This is a genomic window from Streptomyces sp. NPDC017246 (genome assembly GCF_044331325.1).
Classification (GTDB): Bacteria; Actinomycetota; Actinomycetes; order Streptomycetales; family Streptomycetaceae; genus Streptomyces.
On record NZ_JBIRMW010000009.1, the window covers coordinates 284,124 to 300,056 of the forward strand.

17 protein-coding genes and 1 pseudogene are annotated in these 15,933 nt (G+C 71.5%); 12 read left to right on the forward strand and 6 right to left on the reverse strand.

All coding sequences use genetic code 11. The features are described from left to right. Positions 1–2 precede the first annotated feature (2 nt). A complete protein-coding gene (locus ACH4MY_RS22750; protein ID WP_189832391.1) occupies positions 3–533 on the forward strand; it encodes an arginine repressor in 531 nt (176 codons plus the stop codon). Positions 534–543: 10 nt separating this feature from the next. Here ACH4MY_RS22750 and ACH4MY_RS22755 read toward each other — a convergent pair whose 3' ends face one another. Next, a complete protein-coding gene (locus ACH4MY_RS22755) occupies positions 544–1,233 on the reverse strand; it encodes a L,D-transpeptidase (protein ID WP_398005543.1) in 690 nt (229 codons plus the stop codon). A 64-nt stretch (positions 1,234–1,297) separates the two neighbouring features. After that, complete coding sequence (locus ACH4MY_RS22760; protein WP_398005544.1) at positions 1,298–1,897, reverse strand: pyridoxamine 5'-phosphate oxidase family protein; 600 nt, start codon at positions 1,895–1,897, stop codon at positions 1,298–1,300. Between the two features lie 367 nt (positions 1,898–2,264). On the opposite strand from ACH4MY_RS22760, the gene argH reads away from it, so the two are divergent. Further along, complete coding sequence (gene argH, locus ACH4MY_RS22765; RefSeq protein ID WP_398005545.1) at positions 2,265–3,692, forward strand: argininosuccinate lyase; 1,428 nt, start codon at positions 2,265–2,267, stop codon at positions 3,690–3,692. Positions 3,693–3,720: 28 nt separating this feature from the next. On the opposite strand, the pseudogene ACH4MY_RS22770 reads toward argH, so the two are convergent. Then, positions 3,721–4,062, reverse strand: a pseudogene (locus ACH4MY_RS22770) (hypothetical protein); the annotation flags it as partial. 43 nt (positions 4,063–4,105) lie between these two features. Between ACH4MY_RS22770 and ACH4MY_RS22775 the strand changes: the two are divergent. Together ACH4MY_RS22775 and ACH4MY_RS22780 are read left to right on the forward strand one after the other, a co-directional pair. Then, complete coding sequence (locus tag ACH4MY_RS22775; protein WP_398005546.1) at positions 4,106–4,657, forward strand: TetR/AcrR family transcriptional regulator; 552 nt, start codon at positions 4,106–4,108, stop codon at positions 4,655–4,657. Beyond that, on the forward strand, positions 4,654–6,198 hold the full coding sequence (locus ACH4MY_RS22780) for an MFS transporter (RefSeq protein WP_398005547.1): 1,545 nt from the start codon (positions 4,654–4,656) through the stop codon (positions 6,196–6,198). Before ACH4MY_RS22775 ends, ACH4MY_RS22780 begins: the two co-directional genes overlap by 4 nt. An 80-nt stretch (positions 6,199–6,278) precedes the next feature. On the opposite strand, the gene ACH4MY_RS22785 is transcribed toward ACH4MY_RS22780, so the two are convergent. Continuing rightward, on the reverse strand, positions 6,279–6,950 hold the full coding sequence (locus ACH4MY_RS22785; protein ID WP_398005548.1) for a lysophospholipid acyltransferase family protein: 672 nt from the start codon (positions 6,948–6,950) through the stop codon (positions 6,279–6,281). 220 nt (positions 6,951–7,170) lie between these two features. On the opposite strand from ACH4MY_RS22785, the gene ACH4MY_RS22790 reads away from it, so the two are divergent. The 3 genes from ACH4MY_RS22790 to ACH4MY_RS22800 all read left to right on the forward strand — a co-directional run bounded on the left by ACH4MY_RS22790 (position 7,171) and on the right by ACH4MY_RS22800 (position 9,585). Then, positions 7,171–8,349 (forward strand): glycerophosphodiester phosphodiesterase, encoded by a 1,179-nt coding sequence (locus ACH4MY_RS22790; protein WP_398005549.1) that lies wholly within the window; start codon positions 7,171–7,173, stop codon positions 8,347–8,349. 107 nt (positions 8,350–8,456) lie between these two features. Further along, positions 8,457–9,053 carry a sigma-70 family RNA polymerase sigma factor gene (locus tag ACH4MY_RS22795; RefSeq protein WP_398005550.1) on the forward strand — a complete coding sequence of 199 codons (597 nt, stop codon included), beginning with the start codon at positions 8,457–8,459 and terminating at the stop codon, positions 9,051–9,053. A 37-nt stretch (positions 9,054–9,090) separates the two neighbouring features. Next, positions 9,091–9,585: a GNAT family N-acetyltransferase gene (locus ACH4MY_RS22800; protein ID WP_398005551.1), complete on the forward strand. Its 495-nt coding sequence runs from the start codon at positions 9,091–9,093 to the stop codon at positions 9,583–9,585. Position 9,586: 1 nt separating this feature from the next. On the opposite strand, the gene ACH4MY_RS22805 is transcribed toward ACH4MY_RS22800, so the two are convergent. Then, a complete protein-coding gene (locus ACH4MY_RS22805) occupies positions 9,587–10,039 on the reverse strand; it encodes a hypothetical protein (RefSeq protein WP_398005552.1) in 453 nt (150 codons plus the stop codon). Positions 10,040–10,041: 2 nt separating this feature from the next. After that, positions 10,042–10,404 (reverse strand): hypothetical protein, encoded by a 363-nt coding sequence (locus tag ACH4MY_RS22810; protein WP_398005553.1) that lies wholly within the window; start codon positions 10,402–10,404, stop codon positions 10,042–10,044. 574 nt (positions 10,405–10,978) lie between these two features. On the opposite strand from ACH4MY_RS22810, the gene ACH4MY_RS22815 reads away from it, so the two are divergent. The 5 genes from ACH4MY_RS22815 (at position 10,979) to cbiE (ending at position 15,811) form a co-directional block, all read left to right on the forward strand. Next, positions 10,979–12,046 (forward strand): methionine ABC transporter ATP-binding protein, encoded by a 1,068-nt coding sequence (locus tag ACH4MY_RS22815; RefSeq protein WP_398005554.1) that lies wholly within the window; start codon positions 10,979–10,981, stop codon positions 12,044–12,046. Beyond that, a complete protein-coding gene (locus tag ACH4MY_RS22820; RefSeq protein ID WP_266964063.1) occupies positions 12,043–12,711 on the forward strand; it encodes a methionine ABC transporter permease in 669 nt (222 codons plus the stop codon). The genes ACH4MY_RS22815 and ACH4MY_RS22820 overlap by 4 nt, the downstream gene beginning before the upstream one ends. Before the next feature lie 93 nt (positions 12,712–12,804). Further along, the gene (locus ACH4MY_RS22825; RefSeq protein WP_398005555.1) at positions 12,805–13,662 is read left to right on the forward strand and encodes a MetQ/NlpA family ABC transporter substrate-binding protein; all 858 of its coding nucleotides are present in this window, start codon (positions 12,805–12,807) and stop codon (positions 13,660–13,662) included. Between the two features lie 195 nt (positions 13,663–13,857). Further along, the gene (locus tag ACH4MY_RS22830) at positions 13,858–14,493 is read left to right on the forward strand and encodes a GNAT family N-acetyltransferase (protein WP_398005556.1); all 636 of its coding nucleotides are present in this window, start codon (positions 13,858–13,860) and stop codon (positions 14,491–14,493) included. Between the two features lie 70 nt (positions 14,494–14,563). Then, entirely contained in the window at positions 14,564–15,811 is a 1,248-nt protein-coding gene (cbiE, locus tag ACH4MY_RS22835) for a precorrin-6y C5,15-methyltransferase (decarboxylating) subunit CbiE (RefSeq protein ID WP_398005557.1), read from the forward strand. The last annotated feature ends 122 nt before the right edge of the window (positions 15,812–15,933 follow it).

Below are 15,933 nucleotides of genomic sequence, written 5' to 3' on the forward strand. Positions count from 1 at the left end.
CGATGACCGACGCGCAGGAAAATGAGCACGGCGGGCCGTCCGTTCCGCAGACCCGCACCGCACGCCACCGCAGGATCGTCGACATCCTCAACCGGCAGCCGGTGCGCTCGCAGAGCCAGCTCGCCAAGCTCCTCGCGGACGACGGGCTGAGCGTCACCCAGGCGACGCTCTCCCGCGACCTCGACGAGCTGGGCGCGGTGAAGATCCGCAACACCGGCGGCGAGCTGATCTACGCGGTGCCCAGCGAGGGCGGTTTCCGCACCCCGCAGGCGCCGCTGGGCGAGTCCGCCAAGGAGGAGCGCATGCGGCGCCTCTCCGGGGAGCTGCTGATCTCCGCCGAGGCGTCGGCCAACCTGGTGGTCCTGCGGACCCCGCCGGGCGCCGCCCAGTTCCTCGCGTCGGCCATCGACCAGGCCGAACTCCGGGCGATCCTCGGCACGATCGCGGGTGACGACACCCTGCTGCTCATCAGCCGTGACCCGTCGGGCGGCCAGGCGCTCGCCGACCATCTGCTGAAGCTGGCGCAGAAGTGAGCCCCGGAGTTCAGTAGCGCGTGATCGCCGTCGGACCGCCTCGCGTTCCGACGGCGATGTGCGGTCGGCGCGCGGGATCGGCCCAGGCGAGCACCGCGCGCATCGCGTCGGCCGGTACGGACACACAACCGGCGGTCGCCCCGCTGCCGTTGACGTGCAGGAAGATCCCGGCGCCGCGCCCGCGTACGGGACGGTCGTAGTTGAAGCCGATGACGAGTGCGTGCGTGTACGGACGGCGGTACGTGACGAGGCGCTCGGCCTCGGCGGCCCGGCAGTCCCGGGGCGGTCCCTCGACCCAGCGGTTGTACGCCCGTGAGTCGTTGTCCTGGCACCACCAGGACCGTTCGGTCACCCGGACGTAGCGGTACGAGGTCCCCGTGGGCGCGGCCGCGATCCCGAAGGCGTACGGCAGTCGGTAGAGCCCGGTGGGTGTGGTGTTCGTGCCCTGCCGCCGCCGCGTGCCCTCGGCGAGCCCCTTCGCCCCGAACCGGGCCGGCGCGGAGCCCGCCCTCACCCATCGGCCGCCGCGCCGGTCCCACCAGGTCAGGGTGCCGGTGGTGGCACGGGTGTCCGCGGCCTCGGCGGTGATCAGCTGGGAGCCGCCGCCGGTGTCCGCCATCCGTGCGGGCAGCGGTACGGGGGCGGGCGCGGCGCCCAGGGAGAGCAGGGCGGCGGCGCCGAGCGGCAGAAGGGTGCGCATGGCCGCGAGGCTAGGGCGCGGGGCCGGGCCACGCGCGCGGTACGGGGCCGATCGGCGGGCGGTGCTATTCGGCGTGCTGCGGCGGCAGGGGCAGCGGCAGCGCGGGCAGCCCGTCGAGGCTGCTGGCGATGTGGTCCTTGCCCTCGCAGTAGGTGTTGAACTCCGCGTCGGTCTTCCGGTTGAAGTACTCGGCGTGCAGGGTCCGGTCCTCCTGGTACTCCATCAGCGGGACGGCGAATCCGCAGGCGTCACTGACCCGCCGGGCGTGCACGACGACGATCGCCCGCGCGCTGCCCTGCCCCTCGACGGCCTCGGCGGGGAACCGGGCGAACAGCTCAGGCCAGCGCGGGTCGTCCCGGAACACGGCCTCACCGGTGCCGTGCACGCGCACGACGGTCGGCGGTCCGGAGAAGGCCGTCCACATGAGGGTGATCCGCCCGTTCCCGGGCTCGCGCAGGTGCGCGATCGTCTCGGCGCTGCTCCCGCCGAAGTCGACGTAGGCGAGGGTCAGTTCGTCGAGCACGACGAGAGTGCCCCGGCGGCCCTTGGGAGAGAGGTTGACGTGACCGTCCCCGGAGAGGGGCGCGGTCGCGGTGAAGTACACCGGCTGGGCCTCTATGAAGGCACGGAGCCGCCCGTCGATACGTTCGTAGGTTTTTCCCATGGTCCTGATTCTTTCTGACGGGCGGTGACCGGGGGGAGGGCGTCTCGCCCAGCGGTCCGTCGGTGGTCCGTGCCCCGGCGGCCCCTCGCCGCCCTGGTCGAGCCCGGCCGCGTCCTCGGCGCGGCCCGCTCCCGCGGTCGCGGCGATGCCCTTTCCGCGCGGCGGTCGTTCTTCGGGAGAGCGGCGCTCGGTGGGAGGCGGGGGCGGCAGGGGTTCGGGCGGTGTCATGTGCCGGACCGGAGTGGCCGTCCCGCGCCTGCCCTCCGCGGTTGTCTCGCCTCTCGCCCGAGCGGACCCCGCATTGACGAATCATGCGGAGTTCTGCATACTCATGCATATCGATGGTCGCGAAGACTGAGGAGCAGCAGTGAGCAGCAACAACGGTGATGTCCGGCTCTGGGGCGGACGGTTCGCCGACGGTCCCGCCGAGGCCCTGGCGAAGCTCTCCGCGTCGGTCCACTTCGACTGGCGCCTCGCGCCGTACGACATCGCCGGTTCCCGTGCCCACGCGCGCGTGCTGCACAAGGCCGGGCTGCTCACCGACGACGAACTGACCGGGATGCTCGCCGGCCTCGACCGGCTGGAGGCGGACGTCGCCGACGGCTCCCTCGTCGGCACCATCGCCGACGAGGACGTCCACACCGCCCTGGAGCGGGGTCTCCTGGAGCGCGTCGGCCCGGACCTCGGCGGCAAGCTGCGCGCCGGCCGGTCCCGCAACGACCAGGTCGCCACCCTCTTCCGGATGTACCTGCGCGACCACGCCCGGATCATCGGCGGTCTCGTGGCCGACCTCCAGGACGCCCTCGTCGGCCTCGCCGAGGCGCACGCGGACGTCGCCATGCCCGGCCGTACGCACCTCCAGCACGCCCAGCCCGTGCTCTTCGCCCACCATGTCCTGGCCCACGCCCAGTCCCTCTCCCGGGACGCCGAGCGGCTGCGCCAGTGGGACACCCGGACGGCGGTCTCCCCGTACGGCTCCGGCGCCCTCGCCGGCTCCTCCCTCGGGCTCGACCCGCAGGCGGTCGCCAAGGACCTGGGCTTCGAGCGCGGCTCGGTCGGCAACTCGATCGACGGCACGGCCTCCCGGGACTTCGTCGCCGAGTTCGCCTTCATCACCGCGATGATCGGCATCAACCTCTCGCGGATCGCGGAGGAGATCATCATCTGGAACACGAAGGAGTTCTCCTTCGTGACCCTCCACGACGCGTTCTCCACCGGCTCGTCGATCATGCCGCAGAAGAAGAACCCCGACATCGCCGAGCTCGCCCGCGGCAAGTCCGGCCGCCTCATCGGCAACCTCACCGGCCTCCTCGCCACGCTCAAGGCGCTCCCGCTCGCCTACAACCGGGATCTCCAGGAGGACAAGGAGCCGGTCTTCGACTCCTGCGACCAGCTGGAGGTCCTGCTGCCCGCCTTCACCGGCATGATGGCCACGCTGACCGTGAACCGGGAGCGCATGGAGGAGCTGGCCCCGGCCGGCTTCTCGCTCGCGACGGACATCGCGGAGTGGCTGGTCAAGCAGGGCGTGCCGTTCCGGGTGGCGCACGAGGTGGCCGGCGAGTGCGTGAAGGTCGCCGAGTCCGAGGGCAAGGAGCTGGACGAGCTGACGGACGAGCAGTTCGCCAAGATCTCCGAGCACCTCACTCCCGAGGTCCGCACGGTCCTCGACGTCCCCGGCGCCCTCGCCTCCCGTGACGGCCGCGGCGGCACCGCCCCCTCGGCGGTCGCCGTCCAGCTCGTCGAGGTCAAGGCGGACCTGGTGATCCAGCACGCCTGGGCCACCGCCAAGAAGTGACCCCCGGCCCGCCGGGCCGCTCAGGACGTCACAGCGCCGCCGCCCAGTCCGCGAGCGCGTCGAAATCAGGCCGGATCAGCCCGATCCGGGGATCGGCGTGCAGCAGCAGGGCGGCGGCGAGGTGGTTCTGCTCCACGTACTCGTGGTCGTACGCGGTGATGTCGTCGTCGACCCAGGCGAACGGCCGCCCCGCCGCGTACTCCAGGATGTACCGCGTCTTCCAGAAGGTCCCGCGAGGGGCCTTTCCGTGCATCTGGGGCCAGTCGATCCAGGGCGGCTCGGGCAGCCCGAGGTGGGGCCCGATCCACTCGTTCGCCTCACCCTTCCAGGTCGTCGCCCAGACCAGCTCGTACGCCTCGGCCAGCGCGAGCTTAGATGAGACATTGATGTCTCATTCGGTGTATGGTCGTCTCATGTCAGTCGATCGCACCCAGGTGCTCCGTGACGCGGCCGCCCTGCTCTCCCGCAAGGCGACCGCCACGATGGACGAGGTCGCCCGGGCCGCCGGGATCGGCCGTGCCACCCTGCACCGGCACTTCGCCGGGCGGGACGCCCTGGTGCGGGCGCTCGAAGAGCTCGGACTCCAGGAGATGGAGGCGGCCCTCGACCGGGCGAGGCTCGACGACGGCCCCGAGGACGAGGTCGTACGCCGGCTCATCGCCGAGGTCGAGCACGTCGCACCGCTGCTGTCGTTCCTCGTCACCGAGAACCAGCTCTTCGAGGGAGACCAGCAGCACGTCGGCTGGGCGCGCATCGACGCCCGCGTCTCCGCGCTCTTCCGGAGCGGCCAGGAGCACGGCGTCTTCCGGATCGACCTGACCCCCGCCTGGCTCACCGAGGCCTTCTACGGGCTCGTCGGCTCCGGGGCCTGGGCCGTGCAGGACGGCCGGGTCGCGGCCAAGGACTTCCAGTACATGATCGCCGAGCTGCTGCTCGGCGGAGCGCGCAGGAGCGTGGAGAAGTGACCACCAGCACCCTCAAGACCGCGGGCCATACCGAGGGCGTGCGCCGCCCCGGCCGGTGGCTCGCCCTCTCCGTTCTCGTCCTGGCCGTCCTCCTCGTGGCCGTCGACGCCACGGTGCTCGGACTCGCCACCCCCTTCCTCTCCGAGGACCTGAAGCCCTCCGGCACCCAGCTCCTCTGGATCGGTGACGTCTACTCCTTCGTCATCGCCGGACTCCTGGTCTCCATGGGCAGCCTCGGCGACCGCATCGGCCGCAAGAAGCTGCTCCTGATCGGTGCCACCGCCTTCGGCGCCGTCTCCGTGCTGAACGCCTACGCGACCAGCCCCGAGATGATGATCGCGGCCCGTGCGCTGCTCGGTGTCGCCGGAGCGACCCTGATGCCGTCCACCCTGGCGCTCATCCGCAACCTCTTCCACGACCCGCGCGAGCGCAGCCTCGCCATCGGCATCTGGGGTGCCATGGCCTCGGCCGGTGCCGCCGTCGGCCCGGTCGTCGGCGGTTTCCTCCTGGAGCACTTCTGGTGGGGCTCGGTCTTCCTCATCAACCTGCCCGTCATGGCGGTCCTCGTCCTCGTCGGCATCAAGCTGATCCCCGAATCCAAGAACCCCGCCCCGGGCCCCTGGGACCTGCCGAGCGTCGGGCTCTCCCTCGTCGGTCTGATCGGCGTCGTCTACGCGATCAAGGAGCTGGCCTCGCACGGTCTCTCCCTCGACGCGGGCGTCGCCGCCCTCGCCGGTGCCGCGGCCCTGACCTGGTTCGTCCGCAGGCAGCTGACCCTGCCCGCGCCGCTCCTGGACATGCGGCTGTTCCGCCACCGCGGTTTCTCGGGCGCCGTCCTCGCCGACCTGCTGACCATCCTCGGCCTCTCCGGCCTGGTGTTCTTCCTGTCCCAGTTCTTCCAGCTGGTCCAGGGCCGCCAGCCCCTGGAGGCCGGACTCGCCGAACTCCCGGCGGCCGTCGGCGCCGTCACGGCGGGCCTGATCGCGGGCCTCGTGGCCCGTCGCTTCTCGGTGCGGTCCGTGGTGGCCGGCGGTCTCGCGGCGGTCGGTCTCTCCCTCGCCGTCCTGACGACCCTGGACCAGCACACCGGCTACCCGCTGCTCGGCGCCGCCCTGCTCGTGGTCGGCGTGGGCGCCGGTTTCGCCTTCACCGTCACCGCGGACGTCATCCTCTCCACCGTCCCGAAGGACCAGGCCGGATCGGCCTCCGCGGTCTCCGAGACCGCATACGAACTGGGCGCCGCGCTCGGCATCGCCGTCCTCGGTTCGATCGTGACCGGCGTCTACCGGGACTTCGCCACCCCGGCCGGTGTGCCCTCCGACGTCGCGTCCGCCGCCCACGAATCGCTCGGCGGCGCGGTCGAGGCCTCCGGCGGCCTCGCCCCGGACACGGCGACTGCCCTGGTGTCGGCCGCGCAGGAGGCCTTCGTCGACGGACTGCGGATCGCGGCCGGTGTCGGCGCGGTCGTTCTCCTCGCGACGGCGGTCGCGGCCTGGTTCCTGCTCAGGGGCCAGAAGCTGGAGGACGGCGTCGAGCACTGACGCCCGGGAACACGCTCCCGCATACGCGGGTGCCCCGTACAGCAAGGGCTGTACGGGGCACCTTCACGTCGTGTGCGGGACTACGCGGCCTTCGCCTTGGTGGCGTACATGTCCACATACTCCTGCCCCGAGAGGCGCATCACCTCGGCCATCACCGAGTCCGTCACGGCTCGCAGCACATAGCGGTCGCGGTCCATCCCGTCGTACCGGGAGAACTCCATCGGCTCGCCGAAGCGGACCGTCACCCGGCCCGGCCGCGGGAAGCCCGCCCCGCCCGGCTGGATCTTGTCGGTGCCGATCATCGCGAAGGGGATGACCGGCGCGCCCGTCATCAGGGTGAGCCGTGCGATGCCCGTACGGCCCCGGTACAGACGGCCGTCGGGGGAGCGGGTGCCCTCCGGGTAGATCGAGAAGATCTTGCCCTCCTCGAGGATCCGGCGGCCGGTCATGAGAGCCGCCACACCACCGCGGCCGCCGTCCCGGTCCACCGGGATCATGCCGACGCTGGTGAAGAACCAGGCCATCGCCCGGCCCTTGACGCCCTTGCCCGTCACGTACTCGTCCTTGCCGATGAAGTAGACCGGACGGTCCAGGCAGATCGGCATGATCATCGAGTCGATGAAGGTGAGGTGGTTGCCCGCGAGGATGACGGGACCGGTCCCCGGGATGTTCTCGACGCCCTCCACGCGGGGGCGGAACATCAGGCGCATGACCGGTCCGAGCACGGCCTTGATGATCGCGAGACGGGACAACGGTTCCTCCGGTGGGATGCGGGTCAGTCGAGCTGACGGTGCAGCTGGCGACGATACTCGCGGGTCACGTCCGCGCGCACATCGGGTTCACCGAGTGGATACGCAGTGTTGACGTGTGTTTCCGCCATGTTCGGCGGAGGTCTGCCATCCGTAGGGGCCCGGTGCCTAGCGTCGGGGGCACCCGTCGACAGGTGCGGGACATGACACAGGAGGACACTTCATGACCCAGGGCGAACGCCGGATCCCGGCCCGGCGCACGGTTCTCGGAGCGGCGGGCGCCACCGTCCTCGGCGCCTCCACGGCCCTCGCGGCCGGCGCCGGCACCGCGCAGGCGGCCGGGACGCGGCCCTCCGCGGCGGGCCACGGGCACGGCGGCTACCGTTCCCTCCCCGTCCCCACCGTCATCGCCCACCGCGGCGCCAGCGGCTACCGCCCCGAGCACACCCTCGGCTCCTACCGGCACGCCCTCGACCTCGGTGCCCACGTCATCGAGCAGGACCTCGTCCCCACCAAGGACGGCCACCTGGTCTGCCGCCACGAGAACGACATCACCGGCACCACCGACGTCGCCGACCACCCCGGGTTCGCGTCCCGGAAGACCACCAAGAGCGTCGACGGCGTCTCGTACACCGGCTGGTTCACCGAGGACTTCACACTCGCCGAGCTCAGGACGCTGCGGGCCAAGGAGCGCATCCCCGCCGTCCGCCAGGAGAACACCCTCTACGACGGCCGCTGGACGATCCCCACCTTCGAGGAGGTCCTGCGCTGGGCCGAGGAGGAGGGCCGCCGCCGGGGCCGCGAGATCTGGCTCCACGTCGAGACCAAGCACCCCACCTACTTCCGCTCCCTCGGCCTCGGTCTGGAGGAGCGGCTCGCCAAGCTGCTGCGCCGCTACGGCCGCCACCGCGCGAACTCCCCGGTCTTCCTCCAGTCCTTCGAGCCCAGCAGCATCCAGCGCCTCGCGAAGCTGGTGGACTCGCCCGGCGTGGTCCTGCTCTCCGGCGCGAGCAGCCGCCCCTGGGACTTCGTCCAGTCCGGGGACCCGCGCACGGTCGCCGACCTGGTCACGCCCAAGGGCCTGCGCTGGATCGCCTCGTACGCGCGGGGTATCGGTCCCACCCTCGACCTGGTGATCCCCAAGGACGCGAGCGGCCGTCTCGGCGACCCGACCACCCTGGTCCGCGACGCGCACGCGCAGGGCCTGATCCTCCACCCGTACACGCACCGCAACGAGAACAGCTTCCTCCCCGCGGACTTCCGCCGCGGGACGGACCCGACGGCGTACGGCGACTCCTTCGGGGCCCTGAAGCGGTACCTGGAGACGGGGATCGACGGCATCTTCTCCGACAACCCCGACACCGCTCTGCTCGGAGCGGCGGACTTCACCGCCCGCGACTGAGCCGGGTGGGGTGTGCGGGCCCGGCGACCGGGCCCGCACACCGTCCTCCCGGGTGGTTTAGCCCGCGCACCGCAACCACGCACGCGTGCCCCGGCATCGTGCCGGTCATGACCACCCCCGGCACCACCACCCCCGTCGCTTCCGCCACTCCCGGGACCGGCCACGCGGCCGCCACCCCCGGGCTCCTCGCCGCGCTCGCCCCGCTGCTCGCCGCCGAGTCGGACGCCGAGGCGCCGGCCGCCGGCATGGACCCCGGCGACCTGGAACAGGCCGTCTGGCTCCGACTCCTGGAGCAGCTCCGGGAGACCGGAGCCGCCCCCGAGCGGCCCGCCGAATGGCTGCGCCGGGCCGTCCGCGCGGAGGCCCGCCGCGCCCGCAGGACCAGCGACCGCGAGCGCCCGTACCGAGACGAGCCCGCCCACGAGGCCGGCGGTTCGGAGCCCCACGGCTCCCCGGAGCACTCCCTGATGGCCGCCGAGGGACGCCGCACCCTGCGCGCCGCCGTCACCCGGACGCCCGGCCGCTGCCCTCGCGTGCTGACCGCGATGCTCGATCCCGAGGACCACACCTACCGGGAAATCGCAGGAGAGTTGGGTATCTCACAGGGCAGTCTGGGGCCGATGCGTTCCCGTTGCCTGGGATGCCTGCGCAGAATGCTGGCTGCAGAGGTTCCCGCCCCCGGTCGACGGGGAAGGGTGCGGTAAACCGATGATCGACCAGATGAGCGGGAGGCGTGCACACATGGGCCTGAGTGTGACCATCTCAGCAGCGGACGCGCAGGACGCGGAGCACATTCTGAAGCTGCAGTACCTCTGCTACCAGAGCGAGGCGGAGCTGTACGGGGACTGGTCCATCGAACCGCTCACCCAGTCGCTCGACGCCCTGCGCGCCGAACTGGACGAGGGGTACGGGCTGGTGGCCCGCCTCGGTGACGAGGTCGTCGCCTCCGTACGGGCCCGCCTCGACGAGGACGGCACGGTGCGGATCGCCAAGCTGATCGTCCACCCGCGCATGCGGCGGCACGGTCTCGGCGGCCGGCTCCTCGACGGCATCGAGCGCCACTTCGCGGACACCACCGCCCGACCGGCGCCGCCCGCCAAGCGCTTCCAGCTCTTCACCGGTCACCGCAGCGAGGGCAATCTGCGCCTCTACCGCAGCAAGGGGTACGCGCAGGTCGGCACCCGCGAGGTGGGCCCCGGACTCACCCTGGTGACCCTGGAGAAGGACGCCGCCTGACTCAGGCGGCCACCGCGGCGCGCGACCGGCGCAGCCACCAGATGCCGGTCAGCGGAAGCAGCACCGGAATGAAGAGATAGCCGTAGCCGTAGTCCGACCAGACCGTCGCGTCCGGGAAGGCGGACGGCTCGACCAGCGTCCAGGTCCCGACGACCAGTACGCCCGCGAGCTCGGCGGCGCAGCACACCAGCGCCGCCCTGCGGGCCTTCTCCCCGCCCCGTACCAGCGTGTAGGTGATGAAGGCGTAGACGACCGCCGCCACCGCCGACAGGGTGTAGGCGAGCGGGGCCCGGTCGAACTCGGTCGCGATCTGGTAGATCGAGCGGGAGACCGCTCCCACCGACATCACGCCGTACAGCCAGACGAGCAGGATGCCCGGGCCCGAGACCAGACGGGTCCGCGAACCGCCGCCGGCCGGCTCCTCGGTTCCCCGCTTCTCCTGTGTCGCGGTCATGGTCAGCCCACCGTCCAGATGTCGTAGAGACGCACTTCGAGCACGGCCAGGACGACCGCGCCGGCGGCCACCGTGGCCGAACCCCACCGGCTGCGCTCCGTGAGCGACATGAAGCCGGCGACGGGCACCGCGCACAGCGCCCCGAGCAGATAGGCGACGAAGATCGTCGTGCCCTCCTCGGCCTTCTCGCCGCGCACCAGCTGCACGATCCCGACGACCAGCTGGACCAGGACGAGGAAGGTCACCACGGCCATGCCGATGAAGTGCCAGTCCTTGGTCGACTGGTCGCGGAAGGCGGCGAAGCCGCACCAGGCGGCGAGGGCGAGCGCGGCCACGGAGACCGCGACCGTCAGGGCGTCAAGCATGCGCCCGAGGGTATTACGGTCCGAAAGGCCCGATGCGCTCGCCCCCCGTGCCTCCGCGGGGTGTCCCCACGAGGACCGTGGCCTTGGCCACAAACGGGGCCCCCGAAGGCTCCGGCGTACCCCGCGCGGTCACCGCGGGAGCGGCCCCTTCCCCGCAGGCCACACAAGAAGGAAGGAACGGAGGGGCGGCCTCCCGGGTGTCCGTATGGCGTCTCAATGACGTCCGCTATTCGGACAGCCCCCTTTCGTTCGCACCTGCGCATGCTTTACTTGCAGACATGACCACGACGAGCAGCCGCATCCTTGCGACCGAGGCGATCACGACGCCCGGTGCTCGTTGTATGTGTCGAATGTGCGCCTTCTGAGGGCCCCCGCCTGAGTTTCGCGCCCCGAAGCGAGACCCGACGGCCGTGCCGTTCCTCCCGCCGACAGGCGATGGACCGTGCCCGCCCCGCGCACCACGCCCCCTCCCGGCCACCCGCCGGAGCGGCCTCCGTGCGCCTGACTGTCCGAAGACGAATGCCCCGTGCACGACGGACCCCGCGTCGCGCACTCGACAGTGACGGAAACCCCTGTGATCACCACTTCGGGCCTGACCAAGGTCTACGAGTCGCGCGGCCGGCAGGTCACCGCTCTGGACGGCGTCGACCTCCACGTCCGCGAGGGCGAGGTGTTCGGCGTGATCGGCCAGAGCGGCGCCGGCAAGTCCTCGCTCATCCGCTGCGTCAACCTCCTGGAGCGCCCCACCTCCGGCACCGTGACCGTCGACGGAGTCGACCTCACCGCCCTCGCCGGGAAGGGCCGCCGCGCGGGCAAGGACCTGCGCCGGGCGCGCAGCAGCATCGGCATGGTCTTCCAGCACTTCAACCTGCTGTCCTCCCGCACGGTGAAGGACAACATCGAACTTCCCCTGGAGATCCTCGGCGTCTCCGGCGCCGAGCGCTCCCGCCGGGCCCTCGAACTCCTCGACCTGGTCGGCCTCGCCGACAAGGCCAGGGCCTACCCCGGCCAGCTCTCCGGCGGCCAGAAGCAGCGCGTCGGCATCGCCCGCGCCCTGGCCGGCGAGCCCAAGGTGCTGCTCTCCGACGAGGCCACCAGCGCCCTCGACCCGGAGACCACCCGCTCCATCCTCCAGCTGCTGCGCGACCTCAACCGGCAGCTCGGCCTCACCGTCCTGCTCATCACGCACGAGATGGACGTCGTGAAGACGATCTGCGACTCCGCCGCGCTGATGCAGCACGGCCGTGTCGTCGAGACCGGCACCGTCGGCGAACTGCTCGCCACTCCCGGCTCCCAGCTGGCCGCCGAGCTCTTCCCGGTCAGCGGCGCCCACACCGGCCCCGACCGCACGGTCGTCGACGTCACCTTCCACGGCGACGCCGCGACGCAGCCCGTCATCTCGCAGCTCTCCCGCACGTACAACATCGACATCTCGATCCTCGGGGCGGCGATGGACACGGTCGGCGGCAAGCAGATCGGCCGGATGCGGATCGAGCTGCCCGGACGGTACGAGGACAACGTCGTCCCGGTCGGCTTCCTGCGCGAGCAGGGCCTCCAGGTCGAGGTCGTCGAGGAGACGCTCACCGAAGAAACGGTTGCCCAGGACGCGGCGACCCTGCTCGTGAAGGAAGGTGCCAAGTGACCTGGGCCGAGATGCAGCCCCTGCTGGAGCAGGGCACCGTCGACACGCTCTACATGGTCCTGTGGGCCACCGTCGTCACCGTGCTCGGCGGCCTGCCGCTCGGCATCCTCCTCGTCCTCACGGACAAGGGCGGACTGCTGCAGAACCTGCCGGTCAACAAGGTCGTCGGTGCGATCGTGAACATCGGGCGTTCGCTGCCCTTCATCATCCTGCTGATCGCCCTGATCCCCTTCACCACCCTCGTCGTCGGCACCTTCATCGGCCCGACCGCGATGATCGTGCCCCTCGCCATCGGCGCCATCCCCTTCTTCGCGCGCCTCGTCGAGACCTCCGTCCGCGAGGTCGACCACGGACTCGTCGAGGCCGTCCAGGCCATGGGCGGCGGCATCCCCACCATCGTCCGCAAGGTGCTGCTCCCGCAGGCCCTTCCCTCGCTGGTCTCGGGCGTCACCACCACCGTCATCGTCCTCATCGGCTACTCCGCGATGGCCGGCGCGGTCGGCGGCGAAGGCCTCGGCTCCAAGGCCGTCACCTACGGATACCAGCGCTTCGACACCACCTTCATGCTGGTCACCGTCGTCGTCCTGGTCCTGATCGTGACCGTCGTCCAGCTCATCGGCGACGGAGTCGTACGGCTCCTCGCCCGCCGGGGCCGTACCGCGTAACGGCCCCCCGGCCCCCCAGACTTCGTCCTTTCGAAGAACAGCCCGGACTTGTTGTCCAGGCGACCACCGCACCACCGGAAAGAGGCACTCTTCGTGCGTAAGAACATCAAGCTCACCGCCGGTATCGCCGCCACCGCCGCCCTCGCCCTCGGCCTCAGCGCCTGCGGCACCTCCTCGGACCCCGGGTCCAAGGACTCGGCCGGCTCCGGCGACACCTCCAAGGCGCTCGTCGTCGCCGCGTCCCCGACGCCGCACGCCGACATCCTCAACTACGTCAAGGACAACCTGGCCGAGAAGGCCGGCCTGAAGCTGGAGGTGAAGGAGTTCACGGACTACGTCCTGCCGAACACCGCCACCGAATCCGGCCAGGTCGACGCCAACTTCTTCCAGCACAAGCCGTACCTCGACGACTTCAACAAGAAGAACGGCACCCACATCGTCCCGGTGGTCGACGTCCACCTGGAGCCCCTGGGTCTTTACTCCAAGAACCTCAAGTCGGTGAAGGACATCAAGGCGGGCCAGACCATCGCCGTCCCGAACGACACCACCAACGGCGGCCGCGCGCTCCAGCTGCTCGCCGAGAACGGCCTGATCACCATCAAGCCGGGTGTCGGAACCAACGCCAAGATCTCCGACATCACCGACAAGAAGGGCCTGGAGTTCAAGGAGCTGGAGGCCGCCACCGTGCCCCGCGCCCTGAACGACGTCGACGCCGCCGTCATCAACGGCAACTACGCCATCGAGGCCAAGCTCTCCCCGGCCAAGGACGCCATCGCCCTGGAGAAGGCCGACGGCAACCCGTACGCCAACTTCCTCGCCGTCAAGGAGGGCAACGAGAAGGACGCCCGCGTGCAGAAGCTCGCCAAGCTCCTCAACTCGCCCGAGGTGAAGGAGTACATCGAGGACACCTACAAGGGCTCGGTCATCCCGGCCTTCGGCGCCGCCGAGTAGACTCGCGCGTCCGAGGGGCCGTCAGACCGGCTCCCCCGTACAGTCCTTGAGCAGAAGGCCCCCGCACCCCGTCCGGTGCGCGGGGCCTTCGCCACACCCCCGACCGACACCGACCCGGCCATGCACAGCGGCGCTCCCATGCTGCATGCTGTGCGTTCACGGTCGATTCGGACGGTCCACGGCATGGAGCTGCGCATGACTACCACCTTTCCGGACATCTCCATCAACACGGACCGGTTGGTGCTGCGCGCGCTCGAGGACGCGGACGCCCCCGCGCTCGCCGAGATGATGAACGACGAACTCGTCGCCGCCTGGACCGCGGTGCCCCAGCCCTTCACCGAGCCGGCCGCCCGCCGCTGGATCACCGAGTACGCGCCCGCCGAACGCGCCGCGGGCCGGGGCATCGACCTCGCCGTCACCGAGTTCCTCACCCAGCGCCTGGTCGGCGTCATCCAACTGGCCAAGACCGACTGGAAGGTCCGCTCCACCGAGATCTCCTACATCGTCGCCCCCTGGGCCCGCGGCGAGGGATACGCCTCCGAAGCCGCCCTCGCCACCGCCCAGTGGCTCTTCGGCGACCAGAAGTTCGAGCGCCTCGAACTGCGCACCGCCGCCGACAACACCGCCTCCCAGCAGGTCGCCCAGAAGATCGGCTGCATCAGCGAAGGCGTCCTGCGCAACGCCTGCATAGCCCGCACCCGCACCGAGGACGGCAGCTGGACCGAGCTGCGCACCGACTTCATCCTCTGGGGCCTCCTCCCCGAGGACCTCGACGGCGTCGCCGACCAGATGGCCGAGGCCGGATACTCCTCGTACACCGACTGGAGCTGAGCCCCCACAAGCCACGCCGGGGTACGCTCGGCACGCCCCCGACCTGCGACGACACCAGGAGACGACGACGATGGCCGACCGCGTCACGGTGATCGGCTGGGACGGCTCGCCCCTCACCGCGGCGGCCCGGTCCGCGCTCTCCGCCGCCACCCTGGTGGCCGGGGCCGCCCACCACCTGGCGCTGCCCGAAGTGCCGCCCGGCGCCGAACGCATCCGCCTCGGCAGCGTCGATCTCGCCGCCCGCCGCATCGCGGGCCACCGCGGCACCGCCGTCGTCCTCGCCGACGGCGATCCCGGCTTCTTCGGCGTCGTCCGCACCCTGCGCGCCCCCGAGCACGGCCTCGAGGTCGAGGTGGTCCCCGCCGTCTCCTCCGTCGCCGCCGCGTTCGCACGGGCCGGGATGCCCTGGGAGGACGCCCGGATCGTCGTCGCCCACCAGCGCACCCTGCGCCGCGCCGTGAACGTCTGCCGCGCCCACCCCAAGGTCGCCGTCCTCACCTCGCCCGGCGCCGGCCCCGCCGAACTCGCCCTCCTCCTCGACGGCGTCCACCGCACCTTCGTCGTCTGCGAGGAGCTCGGCACCGACCGCGAACAGGTCTCCGTCCTCACCTCGGACAAGGCGGCCGACCACAACTGGCGCGACCCGAACGTCGTCCTCGTCATCGGCGGCACCGGCGGCACCCCCGTCACCCCCTGGCTGTCGGGCCAGGACCCGGCGGCGCGGCCCGTCCGAGGCTGGGCCCTGCCCGCGGGGGAGTACGACCCCGAGGGATCCGGCCCCACCCCGCACGGCCGGGCACGGACCGGCGAGGGCGAGGACCCGTCCCTGCGCGCCGCCCAGCTCGCCCGGCTCGGACCCCGCACCGGCGACCTCGTCTGGGACATCGGCTGCGCGGGCGGCGCCTTCTCCGTCGAGGCCGCCCGCTTCGGCGCCGCCGTCATCGCCGTGGACATCGACCCGGCCGCCTGCGCCCGCACCGAGCAGGCCGCCCGTCGCTACGGCGTGTCCCTCCAGGCCGTCCCGGGCCGGGCCCCGCACGTCCTGGAGAGCCTGCCCGAGCCCGACGTCGTACGGATCGCGGCCGGCGGAGTCCCCGTCGTCACCGCCTGCACCGACCGGCGGCCGGAACGCATCGTCGCCCACGCCTCCACCCGCGACGAGGCCGAGGCGATCGGCGCCGCCCTCGCCGACGGCGGCTACACCGTCGAGAGCCTCCTGCTGCAGACCGTGGGGCTCGACCCGCACGACTGGTCGGAACGCGAGCGGTCGGTCGTCTTCCTGCTGTCCGGCCGCAGGACCGACACCTCCCACGCGTAACCGGACCACCCCCACCCGTGACGGTGCCGCCCGCCGGGGCAGGTAGGCTGGCCGATTGTTGTACCGCATCCGGATGTTCGGCGCTTCGTTCGTCAATGTCCTGAATTGGTGGCCACATTGCG

What these genes read in the sequence shown, in the direction of transcription:
- ACH4MY_RS22775 (WP_398005546.1), top strand. Translation starts at nt 4,106, where the DNA reads ATGTCAGTCGATCGCACCCAGGTGCTCCGTGACGCGGCCGCCCTGCTC.
- ACH4MY_RS22755 (WP_398005543.1), bottom strand. Translation starts at nt 1,233, where the DNA reads ATGCGCACCCTTCTGCCGCTCGGCGCCGCCGCCCTGCTCTCCCTGGGC.
- ACH4MY_RS22790 (WP_398005549.1), top strand. Translation starts at nt 7,171, where the DNA reads ATGACCCAGGGCGAACGCCGGATCCCGGCCCGGCGCACGGTTCTCGGA.
- ACH4MY_RS22800 (WP_398005551.1), top strand. Translation starts at nt 9,091, where the DNA reads ATGGGCCTGAGTGTGACCATCTCAGCAGCGGACGCGCAGGACGCGGAG.
- ACH4MY_RS22805 (WP_398005552.1), bottom strand. Translation starts at nt 10,039, where the DNA reads ATGACCGCGACACAGGAGAAGCGGGGAACCGAGGAGCCGGCCGGCGGC.
- ACH4MY_RS22760 (WP_398005544.1), bottom strand. Translation starts at nt 1,897, where the DNA reads ATGGGAAAAACCTACGAACGTATCGACGGGCGGCTCCGTGCCTTCATA.
- ACH4MY_RS22795 (WP_398005550.1), top strand. Translation starts at nt 8,457, where the DNA reads ATGACCACCCCCGGCACCACCACCCCCGTCGCTTCCGCCACTCCCGGG.
- ACH4MY_RS22830 (WP_398005556.1), top strand. Translation starts at nt 13,858, where the DNA reads ATGACTACCACCTTTCCGGACATCTCCATCAACACGGACCGGTTGGTG.
- ACH4MY_RS22810 (WP_398005553.1), bottom strand. Translation starts at nt 10,404, where the DNA reads ATGCTTGACGCCCTGACGGTCGCGGTCTCCGTGGCCGCGCTCGCCCTC.
- ACH4MY_RS22750 (WP_189832391.1), top strand. Translation starts at nt 3, where the DNA reads ATGACCGACGCGCAGGAAAATGAGCACGGCGGGCCGTCCGTTCCGCAG.
- cbiE (WP_398005557.1), top strand. Translation starts at nt 14,564, where the DNA reads ATGGCCGACCGCGTCACGGTGATCGGCTGGGACGGCTCGCCCCTCACC.